Source organism: Roseateles sp. NT4 (assembly GCF_051857475.1).
In the GTDB taxonomy this organism is placed as follows: Bacteria; Pseudomonadota; Gammaproteobacteria; order Burkholderiales; family Burkholderiaceae_C; genus Pelomonas.
In genome coordinates this window covers 929,359-946,660 of the sequence record NZ_JBPZGZ010000002.1, presented here as the reverse complement: position 1 = coordinate 946,660, position 17,302 = coordinate 929,359, and the positions used below count along the sequence as shown (strand labels likewise).

21 protein-coding genes are annotated in these 17,302 nt (G+C 69.6%); 10 read left to right on the top strand and 11 right to left on the bottom strand.

Annotated elements, in window-relative coordinates; genetic code table 11:
• The first annotated feature begins 30 nt into the window (after nt 1-30).
• From ACS5PN_RS14110 to ACS5PN_RS14090, 5 genes are all read left to right on the top strand, one after another.
• The gene (locus ACS5PN_RS14110; protein ID WP_439464598.1) at nt 31-909 is read left to right on the top strand and encodes a LysR family transcriptional regulator; all 879 of its coding nucleotides are present in this window, start codon (nt 31-33) and stop codon (nt 907-909) included.
• Nucleotides 910-990: 81 nt separating this feature from the next.
• Nucleotides 991-1,548 carry a DUF2242 domain-containing protein gene (locus ACS5PN_RS14105; protein WP_439464597.1) on the top strand — a complete coding sequence of 186 codons (558 nt, stop codon included), beginning with the start codon at nt 991-993 and terminating at the stop codon, nt 1,546-1,548.
• A gap of 95 nt (nt 1,549-1,643) precedes the next feature.
• A complete protein-coding gene (locus tag ACS5PN_RS14100; protein ID WP_439464596.1) occupies nt 1,644-4,166 on the top strand; it encodes a putative bifunctional diguanylate cyclase/phosphodiesterase in 2,523 nt (840 codons plus the stop codon).
• 254 nt (nt 4,167-4,420) lie between these two features.
• Complete coding sequence (locus tag ACS5PN_RS14095) at nt 4,421-4,657, top strand: hypothetical protein (protein ID WP_439464595.1); 237 nt, start codon at nt 4,421-4,423, stop codon at nt 4,655-4,657.
• A 110-nt stretch (nt 4,658-4,767) separates the two neighbouring features.
• A complete protein-coding gene (locus ACS5PN_RS14090) occupies nt 4,768-4,962 on the top strand; it encodes a PEP-CTERM sorting domain-containing protein (RefSeq protein WP_439464594.1) in 195 nt (64 codons plus the stop codon).
• A gap of 11 nt (nt 4,963-4,973) precedes the next feature.
• On the opposite strand, the gene ACS5PN_RS14085 is transcribed toward ACS5PN_RS14090, so the two are convergent.
• From ACS5PN_RS14085 to ACS5PN_RS14050, 8 genes are all read right to left on the bottom strand, one after another.
• Nucleotides 4,974-6,233 (bottom strand): RNA polymerase sigma factor, encoded by a 1,260-nt coding sequence (locus tag ACS5PN_RS14085; protein ID WP_439464593.1) that lies wholly within the window; start codon nt 6,231-6,233, stop codon nt 4,974-4,976.
• Between the two features lie 2 nt (nt 6,234-6,235).
• Entirely contained in the window at nt 6,236-6,727 is a 492-nt protein-coding gene (locus tag ACS5PN_RS14080) for a VOC family protein (protein WP_439464592.1), read from the bottom strand.
• A gap of 13 nt (nt 6,728-6,740) precedes the next feature.
• Nucleotides 6,741-7,154, bottom strand: a complete 414-nt coding sequence (locus ACS5PN_RS14075; protein WP_439464591.1) for a VOC family protein — start codon at nt 7,152-7,154, stop codon at nt 6,741-6,743.
• Nucleotides 7,155-7,162: 8 nt separating this feature from the next.
• The gene (locus ACS5PN_RS14070; RefSeq protein WP_439464590.1) at nt 7,163-7,552 is read right to left on the bottom strand and encodes a VOC family protein; all 390 of its coding nucleotides are present in this window, start codon (nt 7,550-7,552) and stop codon (nt 7,163-7,165) included.
• Nucleotides 7,553-7,563: 11 nt separating this feature from the next.
• Nucleotides 7,564-8,007 carry an SRPBCC domain-containing protein gene (locus ACS5PN_RS14065; RefSeq protein WP_439464589.1) on the bottom strand — a complete coding sequence of 148 codons (444 nt, stop codon included), beginning with the start codon at nt 8,005-8,007 and terminating at the stop codon, nt 7,564-7,566.
• On the bottom strand, nt 8,007-8,543 hold the full coding sequence (locus ACS5PN_RS14060) for an SRPBCC family protein (RefSeq protein ID WP_439464588.1): 537 nt from the start codon (nt 8,541-8,543) through the stop codon (nt 8,007-8,009). Before ACS5PN_RS14060 ends, ACS5PN_RS14065 begins: the two co-directional genes overlap by 1 nt.
• Before the next feature lie 10 nt (nt 8,544-8,553).
• Complete coding sequence (locus ACS5PN_RS14055; RefSeq protein WP_439464587.1) at nt 8,554-8,958, bottom strand: YciI family protein; 405 nt, start codon at nt 8,956-8,958, stop codon at nt 8,554-8,556.
• A 256-nt stretch (nt 8,959-9,214) separates the two neighbouring features.
• Nucleotides 9,215-9,562 (bottom strand): YciI family protein, encoded by a 348-nt coding sequence (locus tag ACS5PN_RS14050; RefSeq protein WP_439464586.1) that lies wholly within the window; start codon nt 9,560-9,562, stop codon nt 9,215-9,217.
• Between the two features lie 144 nt (nt 9,563-9,706).
• On the opposite strand from ACS5PN_RS14050, the gene ACS5PN_RS14045 reads away from it, so the two are divergent.
• Nucleotides 9,707-11,413 carry a sensor histidine kinase gene (locus ACS5PN_RS14045; protein ID WP_439464585.1) on the top strand — a complete coding sequence of 569 codons (1,707 nt, stop codon included), beginning with the start codon at nt 9,707-9,709 and terminating at the stop codon, nt 11,411-11,413.
• Between the two features lie 211 nt (nt 11,414-11,624).
• On the opposite strand, the gene ACS5PN_RS14040 is transcribed toward ACS5PN_RS14045, so the two are convergent.
• The gene (locus ACS5PN_RS14040) at nt 11,625-13,115 is read right to left on the bottom strand and encodes a hypothetical protein (protein ID WP_439464584.1); all 1,491 of its coding nucleotides are present in this window, start codon (nt 13,113-13,115) and stop codon (nt 11,625-11,627) included.
• A 6-nt stretch (nt 13,116-13,121) separates the two neighbouring features.
• Complete coding sequence (locus ACS5PN_RS14035; RefSeq protein WP_439464583.1) at nt 13,122-14,390, bottom strand: SPFH domain-containing protein; 1,269 nt, start codon at nt 14,388-14,390, stop codon at nt 13,122-13,124.
• A 212-nt stretch (nt 14,391-14,602) separates the two neighbouring features.
• On the opposite strand from ACS5PN_RS14035, the gene ACS5PN_RS14030 reads away from it, so the two are divergent.
• Nucleotides 14,603-15,019, top strand: coding sequence for a DsrE family protein (locus ACS5PN_RS14030; protein ID WP_439464582.1), 417 nt, complete (start codon nt 14,603-14,605; stop codon nt 15,017-15,019).
• A 13-nt stretch (nt 15,020-15,032) separates the two neighbouring features.
• Here ACS5PN_RS14030 and ACS5PN_RS14025 read toward each other — a convergent pair whose 3' ends face one another.
• The gene (locus ACS5PN_RS14025; RefSeq protein WP_439464581.1) at nt 15,033-15,455 is read right to left on the bottom strand and encodes a DUF6572 domain-containing protein; all 423 of its coding nucleotides are present in this window, start codon (nt 15,453-15,455) and stop codon (nt 15,033-15,035) included.
• Between the two features lie 104 nt (nt 15,456-15,559).
• Between ACS5PN_RS14025 and ACS5PN_RS14020 the strand changes: the two genes are divergently transcribed.
• The 3 genes from ACS5PN_RS14020 to ACS5PN_RS14010 all read left to right on the top strand — a co-directional run bounded on the left by ACS5PN_RS14020 (nt 15,560) and on the right by ACS5PN_RS14010 (nt 17,299).
• The gene (locus ACS5PN_RS14020; RefSeq protein WP_439464580.1) at nt 15,560-15,961 is read left to right on the top strand and encodes a DUF1801 domain-containing protein; all 402 of its coding nucleotides are present in this window, start codon (nt 15,560-15,562) and stop codon (nt 15,959-15,961) included.
• Between the two features lie 85 nt (nt 15,962-16,046).
• Nucleotides 16,047-16,568, top strand: a complete 522-nt coding sequence (gene sodC / locus ACS5PN_RS14015) for a superoxide dismutase [Cu-Zn] SodC (RefSeq protein WP_439464579.1) — start codon at nt 16,047-16,049, stop codon at nt 16,566-16,568.
• Nucleotides 16,568-17,299 (top strand): DUF4261 domain-containing protein, encoded by a 732-nt coding sequence (locus tag ACS5PN_RS14010; protein WP_439464578.1) that lies wholly within the window; start codon nt 16,568-16,570, stop codon nt 17,297-17,299. Before sodC ends, ACS5PN_RS14010 begins: the two co-directional genes overlap by 1 nt.
• The last annotated feature ends 3 nt before the right edge of the window (nt 17,300-17,302 follow it).

The following is a 17,302-nucleotide window of genomic DNA, read 5'->3' as shown; positions in this document are numbered from 1 at the left end:
ATAATCGATGCCCAGCAAGACACAAAACCCATGGACATCGCCGACCTGCGCAGCTTTCTCGTCATCGCCCGCCACGCCAATCTGCGCGCTGCGGCGGACGAGTTGCACCAGACGCCGTCGGCCCTGTCCAAGGCTGTCAAGCGGCTGGAAGCGTCCCTCGCCACCCCCGTTTTTGACCGCATCGGAAAGGCCATCCGCCTGAACGCGGCCGGCGAAAGACTGCGCGAACGGGCCCTGGCCCTTGTCACGCTGGCCGAGCAGACCGAGGCCGAGTTCCGCGGCGTGAGCCTGCGCTCACATTGCCGCCTGCTGGCGCCCGCTGTACTGCAATGGGGGTTCGGTGCTGCGCTGGCGGCCCGGCTATCCGAGCGCCAGCCGCAGGCCAGCCTGAACTTCGTGACGCTGTTCGAGGACGCTGCCCTGGCTGCGCTGGCCCGCGGTGAAGGCGACTTGGCCCTGGTCACCGGCGTGGCCCTGGGCGCCGCCCTGCCGACCGGACTGGCAACGAAACCCCTGGGCGAAATCCGCATGCAGCTGGCCGCCGGCCGCAGCCACGCGCTGGCCGAACGCAGCACGGTGCCGACGGCCGAAGTGCTGCAGCACGACTTCGCCTGCCCACAGCACTCCATGTTCTGCGGCCTGGAGCGCGGCAGCCGCGCCGACGGCTGGCGCGACGATCGCCTGCCGCGGCGCATCCGCTTCTGGCTGGACGACCTGCAGCTGCTGATCAGCCTGGTGCGCAGCGGCCAGGCCCTGGCCTATCTGCCCGATTTCGCGCTGGCCCAGCACGGCGACCTCGTGCGGCTGACGGTACCCGACTGCCCCTACGAGTGCGTCGAGCAGGTCCACCTGGTGTGGCGTCCGGCCACGGCCAGCGGTTGGCTGGCCGGCCTGATGGCCATGCTCTGAAACCCCTGTCATCGCGAGCCGGGAGCGCCGCGTTGCCGGCCGTCACCCCCGCGCCGCCCTCGACAACGGAATAATCGCCCCATGCCTCGCCTCCTTTCCCTTGCCGTGCCAGCGCTGCTGGCCGTGTCGCTGGCCGGCTGCAGCGGTCTGCCCGCCCGGTCGATCAAAGCCGAGAAGTCGGTCTACCAGGGCGAGAGCTTTGCCGCCGAGGAGACCTTCTCGCGGCTCTTCGACGCCAATGTCGAAGACACCTGCGAGGCCGCGCGCCGCGCCCTGCTCAGCCAGGGCTACGTCATCAGCAAGGCCGCCAGCGGTGTCGTGCAGGGCGCCAAGCATTTCCAGCCTGCGGGCGAGGTGCATGTCGAGATCGCCTTCAACGTCGTCTGCGTGGGCGACGGACCCAAGCAGCAGATCGCCACCGCCTATGTCAGCGCCCAGCAGGACCGCTACGCGCTGAAGAAGAGCAACCAGGCTGCCAGCCTGGGCCTCAGCGCCTTGGGATCGATCTCGGTGCCGCTGTCGTCCAGCGACGATGCCCTTGTCAAGGTCGCCTCCGAAACCATTCCGGCGGGCGAGTTCTACGACCGCTTCTTCACGCTGATGCAGCGCATGCTGCGCGAGAACACCACGTCGCGCTGAAGCGGGTCGATGTCAAAACTCACCTTGCAAGAAGTCATTTCTCAGGCATTGCGTCACACCCGCGCCTGTCGGCCCCCGCCTAGGATGGGTTCGCCATGGCCGAGACTCCGCCCCCTTTTGCCCTGCCTGCCGCGCCAGGCTGGCGACCGCTGGCGGGCTTTCGGCGGCTGATCGACGCCGCCTGGAAGGTGCCGGGCGACCCCGCCGAGGCGGCCCGGCTGCGCGGCGACCAGTGGCGCGCCGTCGTCGACCAGCTCCCGGCCTCTGTCATTGCAACGGCGATCGCCGTGGTGCTGCTGCTCGTGGCGCTGGGCGGGCATGCGGACCTGCTGCCGGTGCTGCCGACGTTGTTGGCGCTGGTCGCCCTCAATGGGCTGAACTTCGCACTGTGGTGGCACGAGCGCTACCGCCGCTCGCCCGAAGCGCCACCACGCGGCATCAAGGCCGGCCTGCTGCTGGCCCTCGACCTGTTGATCGGCGGCGTGCTGGACGTGCTGCTGATCCTGCAGGTCGCCCAGCAGGTGCCGAGCGGCCTGCATGCGCCCCTGGTGGCCACCGCCGCCGGGGCCATTGCCGCCGCGGCCTGGATGTTCGCCCTGCTGCCCGCCGTGGCCATCGCCTGGGTGATCGGCGCCTGCGGCTCGCTGGCCCTGGGCATCATGCTGCTGCCCCTGCCGTGGATGGACGGCCTGCTGCCGCTGCTGCCGCTGTACGCCATCGTGCTGTGCATGGCGGCCCTGCTCAATGCCCGCCTCTTCCTGCAGGGCCGCCACGCCCAGCATGAAGCCGCGCGTGACCGGCTCACGGTCTCGCTGCTGCTGCGCGACTTCGAACACCACGCCAGCGACTGGCTGTGGGAGCTGGGCCGCGACGGCAGGCTGAGCCACGTGTCGCAGCGCATGGCCGAGCGCCTGGGTCACCCGCCAGAAGCCTTCATCGGCGAGCCCCTGCTGGCCCTGCTGACCCGTCACCTGCCGCCCAACAACCCCGAAGCCAAACAACGCCTGGACCGGCTCGGCGACGCGCTGCTGACGCATGAGCCCCTGCGCGATCACGCCCTGCATCTGCAGATCGGCGGGGAGGACGTCTGGTGGGCCCTGAGCGGACGCCGCCTGGAAGGCGACGGCGGCTGGCGCGGCGTGGGCAGCGACGTCAGCGAGGTGCGCGAACGCGAGCGCGAGCTGCTGCGCCTGACCGACCAGGACACCGTCACCGGCCTGGCCAACCGCCACCAGTTCCATCGCCGCCTGGCCCTCTATCTCGGCGGCGGCGGGCCCATCTCGCCCTGCACCGTGTTGCTGCTGGACCTGGATTGCTTCAAGCAGGTCAACGACAGCCTGGGCCACGCGGCCGGCGACCACCTGCTGGCCGCCGTCGGCGAGCGGCTGCGCGACAGCCTGGCGGCCCGGCGCGGCCATGGCGACCTGGTCGCCCGCCTGGCGGCCGATGAGTTCGCCATCCTGCTGCGCGGCGAGCTGACTCCCGAGGCCACGCAGCGCCTGGGCAAGCAGCTGCGCTCGGCCCTGCGCGTGCCGGTCACCATCGCCGGTCACGAGATCGACGTGCGCGCCAGCATCGGCGCCGCCTGCGCGCCCCGCCACGCCCAGACCGCCGACCCGCTGCTGCGCGCCGCCGACCTGGCCCTGTTCGCCGCCAAGGCCGCCGGCCGCGATCGCCTCGTCCTGTACGAGCCGGCCATGCAGCAGGAGGCCCAGGACCGCATCGCCCTGCTGGCCGACCTGCGCCTCGCCCTCGACGCGGGTCAACTGGAGATGCACTACCAGCCGCAGATCGAGTTGGCCAGCGGCAAGCTGCTGGGCTTCGAGGCGCTGATGCGCTGGCGCCATCCCAGCCGTGGCCTGGTGCCGCCGGCCGTCTTCATCCCGCTGGCCGAGGACAGCGGCCTCATCGTCGCCATCGGCGCCTGGGCCCTGCTCGTCGCCTGCCGCGACGCCGCGCGCTGGCCCGGCGAACTGCGCGTGGCCGTCAATGTGTCGGCGCTGCAGTTCGAGCGCAGTCCCATCGAGCTGCATGTGCTGGAGGCGCTGGAGCGCAGCGGCCTGCCGGCCGACCGGCTGGAGATCGAGCTGACCGAGTCGGCCCTGCTGAACGACAGCAGCCATGCCATCGACCTGTTGACGCGGCTGCGCGCCCTGGGCGTGCGCATCGCGCTGGACGACTTCGGCACCGGTTTCTCGTCGCTGGCCTATCTGCGCCGCCTGCCGCTGGACCTGCTCAAGATCGACCGCGCCTTCATCGCCGACCTCGACCATCCACGCGCCGGGCCGACGGCGCGCGCCATCGTCTCGGCCATCCACGACCTGGCCCGGGCCCTGGGCCTGCACACGGTGGCCGAGGGCATCGAGACGCCGGAACAGCAGCAGGTGCTGACCGAACTGGGCTGCAGCCTGGGCCAGGGCTTTCTGTACGCCCAGGCACTGCCGCGCGACGCCACCCAGGCCTTCGTCGAGCTGGCCCACCGCCAGGGCCTGGCCGCGGCCCGCGAGGCCCACCTCGACTCCGTCAACCCGCCGCTGACCAGCTGGCCCTCGACGCGGATGCAATTGCGCAGCTCGATGCAGCTGCCGGATACGCGTTTCAGCGCCGGCGATCACTGAGCGACTGAACTGTCGCGTTCTTTAGGCTGCCAAGTGACCTCGATACTTTCGGTCGTATGACCCGGAGTTGGTTTTGCCCTCACTGCAACCGCATGCTGGAGAACGCCAGGACGTGCGATAGATGCCCGTCGTGTCTCGCGTACTTCGGCCCGTTCAACGATTGGAGTTCACTCCCTGAGGGGCAGGCGCCTTGGGCATCAAGTCCCAAAACAGCTGGCGCCAAGCGCTGGTGGAGCAAGGCAGGAGCTCTCGACTTGCTACGCTACCTGCTGAGCCTACCGCTGATGCTGATCGGAGTACTGCTGGCAGTGGCCGCAGTAGGAGCGAATGGCTTTTTCATTGCCATCGTTCCGGCGGTGCTGTATGGGTCGGTCGGTGGTTTTGCCATGAGGTCTCGCTCCCTCCTGGCGACGGCGTTTGCGATGCTGCTGTGGATCGCCACGCTGGCCTTGCTGAGCTTGATTCCCGACATTTGCCTGATCTGTAAGTAGGCCCCCGATCCGCGGGGTCTGCCCTCGGTTTGCAGGACTAGACAGCTTGAAACGGGCGGCCAGACCGCCCAAGCTCTTCGCACCGGAAAGATTCCGGACGAGGGGACGCCATGACCACCCTGTCTTCCATCGCAGCCCGCGTGGCCGCGGCGAGCCTGGCCCTCATGCCCGTGCTGGCAAGCGCCCAGGCCAACTGCGGCGTGCCCGGCACTCCGCCCTGCCCGACACCCGAGCCCGGCAGCTGGCCGCTGGTGGCCCTGGCCCTGGGCGTGCTGGCAGCGGTGAAGTTCATCCGGCGCAAATAGCGCCGTCGGGCTCAATTCGCGAGACGCGTCGCGCGGGCCTGCAACAGCGCGCGCTGGACCTCGTTGTCGGTCAGCTCTGCCGCGCGCAGATAGGCGTCGCGCGCCTCACCCACGCGGCCGAGGCGCTCCAGCACGTCAGCCTGGGCGCCGGCCAGGAAGGGGTAGCGCTTGAGCTGGGGTTCGGCCGCCAGCTGCTCCAGCAGCGGCAGGGCCGCGGCCGGACCGTCGGCAAAGCTGACGGCCACCGCGCGGTTCAGCGCAATGACGGGCGACGGGTTGAGGGCGAGCAGGCGGTCATAGCCCGCGACGATGGCGCGCCAGTCGGTGTCTTCTGCGCGGGCCGCACGCGCATGGCAGGCCGCGATGACGGCCTGCAGCGTGTAGGGACCGGGCTCGCCCATGCGCAGCGCCCCTTCCAGCGCGGTCAGGCCGCGGCGGATCAGCAGCGGGTCCCACTTGCGGCGGTCCTGGTCGGGCAGCAGCACGGGTCGGCCTTGCGCGTCCATGCGGGCGGGCAGGCGGGAGGCCTGGATCTCCAGCAGCGCAGCCAGGCCGTGCACCTCGGAGTCGGCGGGCAGCAGATGCTGCAGCTGGCGCGCCAGTCGCAGGGCCTCGTCGCACAGGGCCGGGCGCAGCAGACTGGCGCCGCTGCCGGCGCTGTGGCCCTCGTTGAAGATCAGGTAGACGACGGCCAGCACCGCGCCCAGGCGCTGCTCGCGCTCGTCGGCCGTGGGCAGCTCGTAGGCCTGGCCGTTGAGCGCCTTCTTGGCGCGCACGATGCGCTGGGCGACGGTGGCCTCGGGCTGCAGGAAGGCGCGCGCGATCTCGGCCGTCTCCAAGCCGCCGAGCAGGCGCAGCGTCAACGCCACCTGGGCCTCGCGCGGCAGCACCGGGTGGCAGGCAATGAAGATGAGGCGCAGCTGCTCGTCGCCGATCTCGGCCTGGTCGCGCGCCGCGTCCAGGTGGTCGACGAAGTCGGGCACGACATGAGTGCCCATGGCCTCGTCATCGGCCGCGAGATGCTCGTGCTCGCGCTCCAGCATGGCGCGGCGGCGCAGCCGGTCCAGGGCCTTGTTGCGGGTGGAGGTCATCAGCCAGGCGGCAGGGTTGGCGGGCTGGCCGTCACGCGGCCAGGTTTCCATGGCGGCGATGAGGGCGTCCTGGGCGCAGTCCTCGGCCTCGTCGAGGTCGCGCAGCATCTTGGCCGCGGCGCCGACGAGGCGGCTGCGCTCGATGCGCCAGACGCCCGCGGCCAGTTCTGCATGATCCACGGTCAGGCCGCGTTGTAGGCAGCCTTGAGGGCTGCGAGGTCGATCTTCTGCATCTTCCAGACGGCCTGGAAGACGCGCTGCACGCGGGCCGGGTCGGGGTCGCGCACCATGTCGAACCAGTCCTTGGGGATGATCTGCCAGCACAGGCCCCAGGCGTCCTTGACCCAACCGCAGGCCTGGGGCGCGCCGCCGTTGGCGGGCAGCTGCTCCCAGAGCTTGTCGATCTCGGCCTGGTCTTCGCAGACGACGGTCAGCGAGAAGGCCTCGGTGAGCTTGAAGTGCGAGCCGCCGTTGAAGACCGTCATGCGCGTGCCGAACAGCTCGAAGTTGACGATCATGACCGTGCCGGCCGCGCCGGGCGAGTTCTCGCCCCAGCGCTGGGTGTCGATGACGCGGACCTGGTCGGCGCCGAAGACCTTCTGGTAGTGGGCCACGGCGTTTTCGGCGCCCTTCTCGAACCAGATGAAGGGCTGGATCTTGGGTTGGATCTGCATGGTGATCTCCTGTTCAAGCCTGGGGAGGCATACCGGACATGTGGACGAGTTCCCAGTGGTGGCCGTCGAGGTCCTCGAAACCGTGGCCGTACATGAAACCGTAGTCCTGCGGCTCGCTGGGGATGTTGCCGCCGGCGGCCTTGGCCTTGGCGACGAGGGCATCGACTTCCTCGCGGCTGTCGCAGCTCAGGCACACCCAGCCGGTGGTGTTGGTCTTGGGGTCGGGGAAGGTCTTGGGCGTGAAGGTGCGGGCGAAGTCCTCGGCCAGCAGCATCGCGAACAGGTTGTCGCCGAGGATGAGGCTGGCGCCCTTGTCGTTGGTGAACTGCGGGTTGAAGCTGTAACCGACAGCCTCGAAGAAGGCCTTGCTCTTGGCCAGGTCCTTGACGGGCATGTTGACGAAGATCTGCTTGTGCGCGTGGCTCATGGTGGGGCTCACAGGGGTTGGACGAGGTGGATGAGGTTGCCGCAGCCGTCCTCGAACATGACGGCCTTGATGGGACCCATGTTCTCGGGTTGGCCGCGCACGACGACGCCGCGCTCGCGCAGCTTCTGCGCCTCGGCCTCGACATCGGTGGTGACGAAGGCGGTGCAGGGCATGTTGGCGTCGTAGAGGGCCTTCTGATAGACCTTGGCCGGCGCGAAGCCCAGGGCCTCGAGGGCCAGTTCAACGCCTTCGATGCCGTCGGGCGACACGACGGTCAGCCAGCGGTAGGTCGGGCCCATGGGGATGTCGGCCATCTTCTTGAAGCCGAGCTTCTCCGTGTAGAAGGCCAGGGCCTTGGCCTGGTCGTCGACGAAGACGGAGGCGATCTTGATCTGCATGGTGTTCCCTTTCAGTGCGTCGACTCGGACAGGGCCTTGAGCCGCTGCAGGGCCTGGGGCCAGGTCGTGTTCAGGAAGTCGGTGAAGCCGTCGTCCCAGCTCTGCAGGTGGATGGCCAACCGCGTGCCGCCGGCCGGCGTGGCGCTGAAGACATAGCGCTCCCGGGCCGGTTCGCCATGCAGGGCGCTGTCAGTGACGGGGCGGCCGTCCCTGATCTCGCCGACCAGGCGCAGCGACAGCTCTTCGTGAGGCCGCGCCACGTCGACGACAGCCTCCATGCCGAAACCGCGCGGGTCCAGAAAGCGCAGGCGGCGGCCGGCTTCCCAATGGCCTTCGAAGTAGGAGCCCTCGGCGAAGGCGCTGGTCCAGTCTCGGTAGGCGAGGGGGTCGAACATGCAGTCCCAGACCCGGGCGGCGGGCGCTGCAATGTCGATGCCGAATTGCAGGTCTTTCATCACTGGGCCTCCGCGATCTGGCGCAGGTTCTGCAGGCCGTCCTCGAAGTCGCGGCCCACCATCTTGTCCATGTTGATGAAGACGCCCATCAACTTGCTGATGAAGTTGGCCGGGCCGTTCATGGTCCAGCGCACCTCGGTGGCGCCGTCGGGCGTGGGCTGCAGCGCGAACTCGGCCTGGTTGTGGGCCTCGAAGGGCTTCACGAAATCCAGCTTCAACTGCACGGCCTTGCCCGGCTGCTGGCTGACGATCTCCAGGCTGCCGCTGCCGACCTCCTTGCTGTCCCAGTCGTAGCGCGAACCCACGCCGGCCGCCGCGCCGCTGTAGGCGCTCTTGATCAGCGGGTCCTTGCGCTCGTAGGGGTTCCAGCGGTTGAAGCTGCGCAGCTCGCTGACCAGGGGCCAGAGCTTGTCGGCGGGCGCGGCGATGCGCAGGCGGCGCTCGACCTTGAACTCGTCGGGCCGCGTGGCGGCATAGGCCAGCAGCAGAGCCAGGGCCACACCCAGGCAGATGAAGATGATGGAGAGGTTGCTCATGACATGCTCCTCATTCGCTGCGGATGGCCATGTCGCCGCCGGGGGCGAAGTCGGCGTCTTCGTAGAGACGGCGCACCTCGACCTCGCAGGCCATGCCGATGAAGGGCATGGGGAAGCGGCTGGCCCAGGCCTGGGCCTCCTCGACGGAGCGCACCTGGATCAGCGTGTAGCCGGCGATCAGCTCCTTGGTCTCGGCGAAGGGACCGTCGATGCGGCGCACGCTGCCATCGGCCTCGTAGCGCTGGCGCCAGCCGTCACGGCTGGGACGCAGGCCGGCGCCGTCCAGCAGCACACCGGCACGGGCCATCTCCTCGTGGAAAGCGCCCATCTCCTCGAAGAGCTTGGCGTACTCGGGGCCGGGCGGGTCGCCGCGCTCGCTGACGGCGTTGGCGCGGACTTGGATCATGAATCGCATGGCGGGTCTCCTGGGTGGGTGGCAGCGCCTTGATTCGCTGCCTTCATTCCCACGACGATCCATGCGGCCCGGTTTCGACAAGCCTCGGGAAACTACCAGTATTTCGAAACTGGGGGTTTCCGGGCCGAGCGCTGGGCCGCTCCCGAGCCGGCCCGCCGGGCGATGTGCTTGCGGCTCGACGCCGCAAGCATCGCCATCCCCTCGGGGGATCGGTCAGGCGCGACCGCGTTCAGTGCGGCGCGACTGGACGAGGGGCTCACATATAGCAGGGACCCACACCTCGGATCTCCACCGTGGCCCATTCGGCCGCCGGGCAGCGTTCGGCCCAGGCCATGGCGACGGCAGGGTCTTCGGTGTCGAGCAGGAAATAGCCGCCCACCATCTCCTTGGCCTCGGCAAAGGGGCCGTCCCAGACCTGGGCGCCGCCCTCGCGCTTGGCATAGCGTTTGGCCGCCGAGCCCAGGGAGTTGGTACCCAGCAGCAGGCCGGTCTCCTTCAGTTCAGCGGTGAAGTCCAGCATGCGCTGGTAGACGGCCTCGCCGGCGACGCGGCCACGTTCGGCACGCTGGCCAATGGGTTCGACGATGAGCAGCATCTGGGGCATGTTCGGGTCCGCAGGTCGGTGGCAATGGCCGGCATTCTGGCGCCAGTCACTCCTCATTTCTGACAGTAGTTGGGCGAATGGCCCGGATGGGGCACAGTCGGACTTCAGCGGGCTGCATAAGCTCGCAACTCAGCGGAGGCCGAGATGGACGACATGACCCATGTCGCGATACTGCTCGTGAAGGCCACGCCGGAGCTGCCCATCGTCGGCGCAGCCTCGGGCCGGGCCAAGGTGCTGGGCTATGACGCGCAGGCCCTGCGCGGCATGCCGCTGTCCCTGCTGTGCCCGCTGCGCCAGCCCGACGGCCGCCCCTCCGCGGCCACGCTGGACAGCGTGCTGGCGCAGCTGCAGCAAGGCGGTTCGCTGAGCCTGCCCTGGACCTTCCAGACCCGTGATGGCGAGACCCGACCCCACGAGCTGCACCTGACGCTGACCGAGCGCGAAGGCGAGCCGCAGGTAGCCGTCTGCATGGTGGACGTCAGCCGCATGCAGTTCGCCGAGGTGCTGAACCAGGCCAAGAACGAGTTGCTGGAGATGGTCGCCTCCGGCCAGCCGCTGACCCCGGTGCTGAACCGGCTGACGGCCCTCATCGAATCGCAGTTCGAGGGCCTGTACTGCACCGTGCTGCTGCTCGACCTGGACGGCCGGCATGTGCATGTGGGCGCCGGCCCGCGCATGCCGCACGACTACATGCAGGCGCTGGAGGGCGCCGAGATCGGGCCCACGGCGGGTTCCTGCGGCACCGCCATGCACGACGATCGCCTCGTCATCGTCGACGACATCGCCACCCACCCGCTGTGGGCGGCTTACAAGGCCCTGGCCCTGCCCTATGGCTTCAAGGCCTGCTGGTCGGCGCCCATCCATGCGGCCACCCAGGGCGTCATCGGCAGCTTCGCCATGTACTACCGCGAGGTGCGCCGGCCCAGCCCTGAGGAGATCAGCGCGCTGAACATCGCCAGCCACCTCGCCGGCATCGCCATCGACCAGGCCCGCCGCGACGAGGAAAGGCGCCGCACGGCCCAGTGGCTGGAGGAACAGGTCCAGGCCCGCACCGCCGAGCTGCTGGCCGCCCAGGACGAGCTCGTCAACAGCCGCAAGCTGGCGGCCCTGGGCCAGCTGCTGGCGGGCATCGCCCATGAGATGAACACGCCGCTGGGCAACGCGCTGCTGAGTGCCAGCGCCCTGCGTGCCGGCAGCGCCGGCTTTGCCGAGCGCATGGCCGGCGGCGCGCCGCTGAAGCGCCAGGAGCTGGTCGAGTGGGTGGCGCAGGCCCAGGCCGGCACCGAGCTGGTCGAGCAGAACGTCGACCGGGCGCTGCGCCTGGTCAACCGCTTCAAGGAGCTGACCGAGGGCAGCGGCCGTGCCGTGCGCTCGCGCTTCGACCTGCGCGAGGCCGTGCTGCAGGCCTGGGCGCGCGTGCAATCCCGCCTGGCCGTCGAACGCGTGCGGCTGACCAGCGAGCTGCCCGAGCGCTTCGTGCTGGAAGGCTATCCCGAGGTGTTGCAGCAGGTGCTGGAACAGCTGCTGGAGAACGCCTGCCTGCATGCCTTCCGCAACAACAGCGGCGGCCATATTCGCGTGATGGCCCGGCGCAGCAGCGACCGCCTGACGCTGGAGCTGCACGACAACGGCGCCGGCATGCCGGCCGCCGACCTGGCTCGCGCCTTCGAGCCCTTCTTCACCACCACCTTCGGCCAGGGCGGCAGCGGCCTGGGCCTGTTCGTCGCCCACAGCCTGGTCAGCGGCATGCTGGGCGGCAGCCTGGAGCTGGAGAGCCAGCCGGGCCAGGGCACGGTGGCCCGGCTGGTGCTGCCGGTGCAGGGCGATGAGGCGCTGGCGCTGGCGGCCTGAACTGGAGCCCCCCGTCCAAGGAGTACCTTGACCGGTCTTGCAGACCGCGCAGCCGACAGAGCGGCTGCTCTTCGGCAGGCACGCCAAGTCCACAGGACTTGCCGTGTCCGGCCTCAGCCCCCGAGGGGAGGGCGATGCTTGCCGGATTGACCGGCAAGCACATCGCCAGAGCGGGCCGGCTCGGGAGCGGCCCAGCGCTCGGCCCGCAAGATCAACGCCGGATCGGCGAGCTGCCGCGCCAGGCCGGGTCGCTCCAGCGCTGGAAGGCGCCCATCAAGGCGGGCTCGCTGGACTGGCGCTCGGTGGCCAGGTTGGCCAGCGACACGACCTCAAAGCTGCGGCGGTACTTGCCTTCGGCGCGGAACTCCCGGGCCAGCAGCATCTGCGCACCACCCGGCACCCAGCCGGCGAACTCGGCCACCCCCAGGCCCGGCTGGGCCGGTGCGGGCGGCATGACCTCGACGCGCCAGCCGCCGTTCTTGCCCGGCTCCTTCAGGAAGACCCAAAGCTCGCGCCAGCCATCCAGCGGCTGGGCGGCCAGGGACAGGGCGCGGCCCTCGCGGTTCAGCGAGGCCGAGGCCAGCGCGATCTGGCCATAGCTGCAGCGGCGCGCCGCCAGCTTGCCGCCTTCCTTCAGTTCGACGCAACGCTCACCGTCGGCACCGGGCTGCAGCGTGAGCTGCACGGTGCCGAAGTCGCGCGCGGTGGTGGACGTGCCCAGCCAGCGCGCCGCGTTGACGCGCATGGCGGCATCGGCATAGGCGGCCTGGTCGTCCTCGGTCAGCTCGCTCGGCGCGATGCCGGCGAACTCGGCCAGGGCCGGCACGGCCTCGCCCCCGGCGCCACGGCGGGCCTGGGCAAAGGCCAGGCTGGCGGCGACGCTGGCGCGACGCATCAGCAGACGGTTCTTCCAATAGCTCGGCAGCGCGGCCGCGTCGACCTGTGACAGCACCTGCTGACGCCACTGGTCACGCGCCTCGGCCTCGCGCGCCGTGGCATGCGGGTTCAGGCAATCGGGCCGCGTGATGGCCAGGGCGGCGCGCACGCGCTGCTCGGGCGCGGCGGCGGTGACGAGCAGGCGGCGGAAGGCCTCGCCCTCGTAGCAGACCTGCACGCGGCCTTCCTCGGCGTCGAAGGACTCGAACTTCAGGCCGTAGCGGGCCGCGACGTCCATCTGCGCGGCCAACTGGCCCTCGGCGGGCTTGGCGTCGCGCAGCGAGGCGCGGTCGGCGATGCGCTCGGCAAACTGACCCATGGCCTCCAGCGCATCGGCGCCGCCGGGGCCGGCCATCTCGTCCTTGCTGGCGGCCTGCACATAGGCCGCGGCCAGGCCCAGTCCCAGGCCTTCGGTCCCCCATTGCTGGCGCGCCAGGTGCAGCTGTGCCAGCAGTTCGGCGCTGGCACCGTCGCCGCGCGGCATGAGCAGCACCTGACCCTTGCGCATCCAGCCACCACGCTCGCGGCGGTAGTCCCAGACCTGCCAGTGGTCAGCGCGCTCGGCGCGGATCTCCAGCGCCTCGCCACGGCCCATCTGGGCCTGCAGCGAGGCAGTGTCGCGCGGCGCGCCGCGCAGCGGCGAGTCCTGCACGACGAGGCCGGCGCGCGGGAAGACCGGCAGCTCGGGCGCCGGCGCAGCGTCGGCCTCCGACATGATGACGGCGGCCACCGCGGAGGCCACGATGATCAGTGCGATACGACGCATGATGGCTTACTCCTTCTCCGTGGTGGCTTCGCCGTTGCCTTCGGCAGCGGTGGCCTTGGGCTGGGTGCCGCCCAGCAGGGCGTTGCCGATGAAGCCGCCCGAGCCGGGCGGGGCGATGATGACCTGCACCTTGTCGGACAGCTTGTCGGCCATGGCCTTCTGCACCAGCAGCGGGTGCCTGGTCAGCAGGGCGCCTTCGGCCGCCATCTGGCCGGCATTGGCCTTGCCGATCTGCGTGACGCGATAGGCCTCGGCATCGGCCAGCTTCTGGCGTGCGGCGGCCTCGGCGTCGACCTCGATGCGGCGCGCCTTGGCCTGACCCTCGGCCTGCTGGACGCGGGCGGCGCTGTCCGCCTGGGCTTCCAGGGCGCGCTGCTCGATCTGCTTCTGCTTGAAGGGCAGCACATGCTTCATGGCCTCCTCCTGGGCCTTGGCGGCAATGATCTGCTCACGGCCGGCGGCCTCGGCGGCGGTCTCGCGGCGCACCTTGTCGGCGGCGGCCTCGAGCTCGGTCTCCTTGACCTTCTTCTCCGAGATTTCCAGCGTGTAGCGCATGCGCTCGCTGGCCAGGCTGTCGGACAGCATCTGGTCCATGCCGCGGCGGTAGTCGGGCGGCAGGTCGACCGAGCCGATCTGCACGCTCTTCAGCAGGATGCCGTCATTCGCCAGCTTGGCGCGCAGCTCGGCTTCCAGCGCGCTGGCGATCTCGGCGCGCTGGCTGGAGAAGATCTCGCGCACCGTGTGCTTGGCGATCTGCTTGTAGACGACGGCCTGCACGGCCGGGGCGATGACGTCGGCCTCAATGTTGTCGGGCAGCTTGCGCGACAGCTCGGGCAGGCGCCTGTCGTCCACGGCCCAGCGCACCGTCATGTCCAGGCCCAGCGACAGGCCCTCGACCGACTGCAGCGGCGCCGGGCCGGTGGCCTTGGCCAGGTTGGCGGGTTGGAAGCTCTGGTCGCGCAGCGGGAACAGGCGCACCTCGTGCAGGGCCGGGAAGCGGATGAAGCTGCCCTCGCGGAACTCGGTGGTGCCGCCGCTGAACTGGTTGGTGCGCAGCGCGGCCTGGCCATGGGGCACGGCCTGCAGCGGCGGGTGGGTGACGACGGCATAGCCTGCGGCCGTCACGGCCGTCAGCAGGATCAGCGGGGGCAGGGCGCGGCGCAAAGAGCGGGCGGCAACGGGCGCGGAAGCGGATGCGGCCTCAAAGCCGCGGCTGGCTCCGCGATTGAAGGCGTTGCGGATGGAAGCGGCGAGGGTCTTGAGGCGTTGCAGCATGGTGGAGGACTCCTGGGCAGTGATGCATCGCTGGGTTGTTGTGGCGATGCATGGCGGCCATGGTTCCCATTGCTGCGGGAAGGGACGAGGGGAGGGCGGGGTGGGTGTCTTCCGGCGGGGCGGAAAGAATCTTCCGCAGGTCAGGCCGGATTGACGCTGGCATGCGTCCTGCCTTAGCTTGCGAAGCCGCCTACCCGCCCCTGGAGATGACGATGCGTTTCTTGCGCCTGATGTTTGCAGCCCTGCTGCTGTCCTTCTCGGCGACGTATGCGCTGGCCCAGCAGCATGTGGTCTACCACTTCGACGACGCCCCGGCCCAGGCCATGAAGGGCCTGCGCAACATCCGCAACCACCTGGATGGCGACCCCACGGCCCAGATCACGGTCGTGGCCCTGGGGCCAGGTGTCGATGTGCTGATGCCCGGCTACAAGGACGCCAATGCCAGCGACTACGCTGCCCAGGTCACGGCCCTGAAGGCGCGCGGCGTGAAGTTCGAGGTCTGCGAGAACACCATGAAGGGGCGCAACCTGAAGAAGGAACAGTTCCTGCCTGAGGTCGACTACACGCCGGCCGGCGTGGTCCGCCTGGCCAAGCTGCAGGGCCAGGGGTTTGCGTATATCAAGCCTTGAAGCGGGCGCGGCATCACTTGCCGGGCTTGATGGCCACCGGCCTGGGCCTGATGCCGGGCTGATAGGCGAGCACCTCCACCTCTACGCCGGCCTTCTGGCCAGCCAGCTTCAGGCCGGCCAGGTTCGGCATTTCCGCGGTGCTGGCCTCCTTGGGGCCATGCACGACGATCCTGGGCCGCAAGCTGGGGTTGGCGGTGGGCGCAGCTTCCTTGAGCTGCCCGGAGTCCACGAAGGCCAGGTAGTTGTTGACCTTCTTGAACAGGGACTTCATCGCCGGGCGCGTGTTGACCCTGTCTTCCTCCAGCAGGACCAGCAACCGGGCCTGGGACGTCTTGCCGTCCAGTTCGATCAGGTCGACCTGATCGGCGCGATCGAGGCTGCCGGCGTGAGCAGCGGTGAACAGGCAGGCGGCAGCAAGAGGCAGGAAAATTCGCATGGCAGTTGGGCGCTGCGCCGGACTCGGCTTCGACAGTTCGGGGAGGTGCCGATTCTGGGGCGTCTTGAAAGACAAATCTTCAGCCTTGCCGCCAGAATCCAGCCATGCCCAAGCTGACCGCCGCCGACACCTCGCAGGCCGTCGACCAGTTCATGGCGGCGCTGGATCATCCCTTCAAGGCCGACATCGAAACGCTGCGGGCCGCCATCCTCGCCGTCGACCACTCCATCGCCGAAGGCATCAAGTGGAATGCGCCGAGCTGGCGCACGACCGAGTACTTCGCCACCACGCATCTGCGCGCCAAGGCCGGTTTCGGTCTCATCCTGCATCTGGGCGCCAAGGCCCGTGAGCTGCCGGAAGGGGGGCTGGCCATCGCCGACCCCGGCGGCCTGCTGAAATGGCTGGGCCGAGACCGCGCCCAGGTCGAGTTCGCGTCAACGGCAGACTTCGACGCCCGGCTTGCGGAATTGCAGGCCGTGCTGAAGCAATGGATACGCAGCGTCTGAGCTGTCCCGGCAAACCGTTACGCCGGCGGCCCTTGCGCCGGCCGGCAATGGATATCCTGACCCCATCGCACCCAAGGAGACATCGATGAAAAGCACATGGATCGTGGCCGCCTGCCTGCTGGCCTGCTCAGCGGCCCACAGCGCCGAGATCACGGTGAGCGTGAACATGGCCGAGAAGCAGGGCGACGGCGCCGCTGTCGGCACGGTGCGCATCGTCGAGACGCCCTATGGCCTGGCCTTCTATCCCGAGCTGAAAGGCCTGCCGCCCGGCCTGCATGGTTTCCACATCCACGAGAAGCCCTCCTGTGCACCCGCCGAGGCGAACGGCGCCACCGTGCCGGCCGGCGCCGCCGGCGGCCATTTCGACCCGCTGGGCACGAAGAAGCACGGCGAGCCCTGGGGCGACGGCCACCTCGGCGACCTGCCGCCGCTGTTCGTGGGTGCCGATGGCACGGCCGGCTCGCCGGTGCTGGGTCCGCGGCTCAAGCTGGCCGACGTGAAGAACCACGCGCTGATGGTGCATGCCGGCGGCGACAACCATTCCGACCACCCCATGCCCCTGGGCGGCGGCGGGGCGCGGGTGGCCTGCGGGGTCATTGGCAGCTGATGATCGACAACCCAAGCGCTCCACTGACCGTCCTCTGCATCCCCGGCCCCTGGCAGTCCCGCTCGGAATTGCTGGAGGCCATCGTCCGCGGCGGCAGCGGCTATCTCTTCGCCGGCCAGGTGTTGATGCACATGGACACGAAGCAGGCTTGCGAGCTGGAGTTCCATGCGCGCGATCCGCGCATGGGCGCGGCCTTTCGCGCGGCTGGCCCGCATTGGGCGCAGACGCCGGACATGCAGCGCATCGACGAGCACGCGGCCGTCGTCTACCTGGTCGCCAACGGTGGCACGGCGATCGCGGCCGAAGGCCTGATGCAGGCCGCCGCGGCGCTGCTGGACGCGGGCGGCCTCGGCGTCAAGGTGGAAAGCAGCGGCATCGCGCATTCGCCGTCGGCCTGGAAGCAGCTGTGCGCCGATCTGCACCTGTTCAGCGCCCATCGCGCCTATGTGCTCTACATCACGGGGTCGGAGGTCTATTCCTGCGGCATGCACAACCTGGGCCTGCGAGATGCCATCGTCGAGAACGGTGGCGACACGGCCGAGGCGGTCGAACTGATCCGCAGCTTCACGCGCTACCTCTTCACCGAGGCGCCCACCATCCGGGCCGGCCAGACCTTCTCCACCGACCGGGACGCCCCGGCCTACCGGCTGCTCGACGACGCCGGCCCCGGCTACGCCGAGGACTCGCTCTACCTCAACCCCTACGGCTGCTGGCGGCTGGTGCCGGTTTGAGCA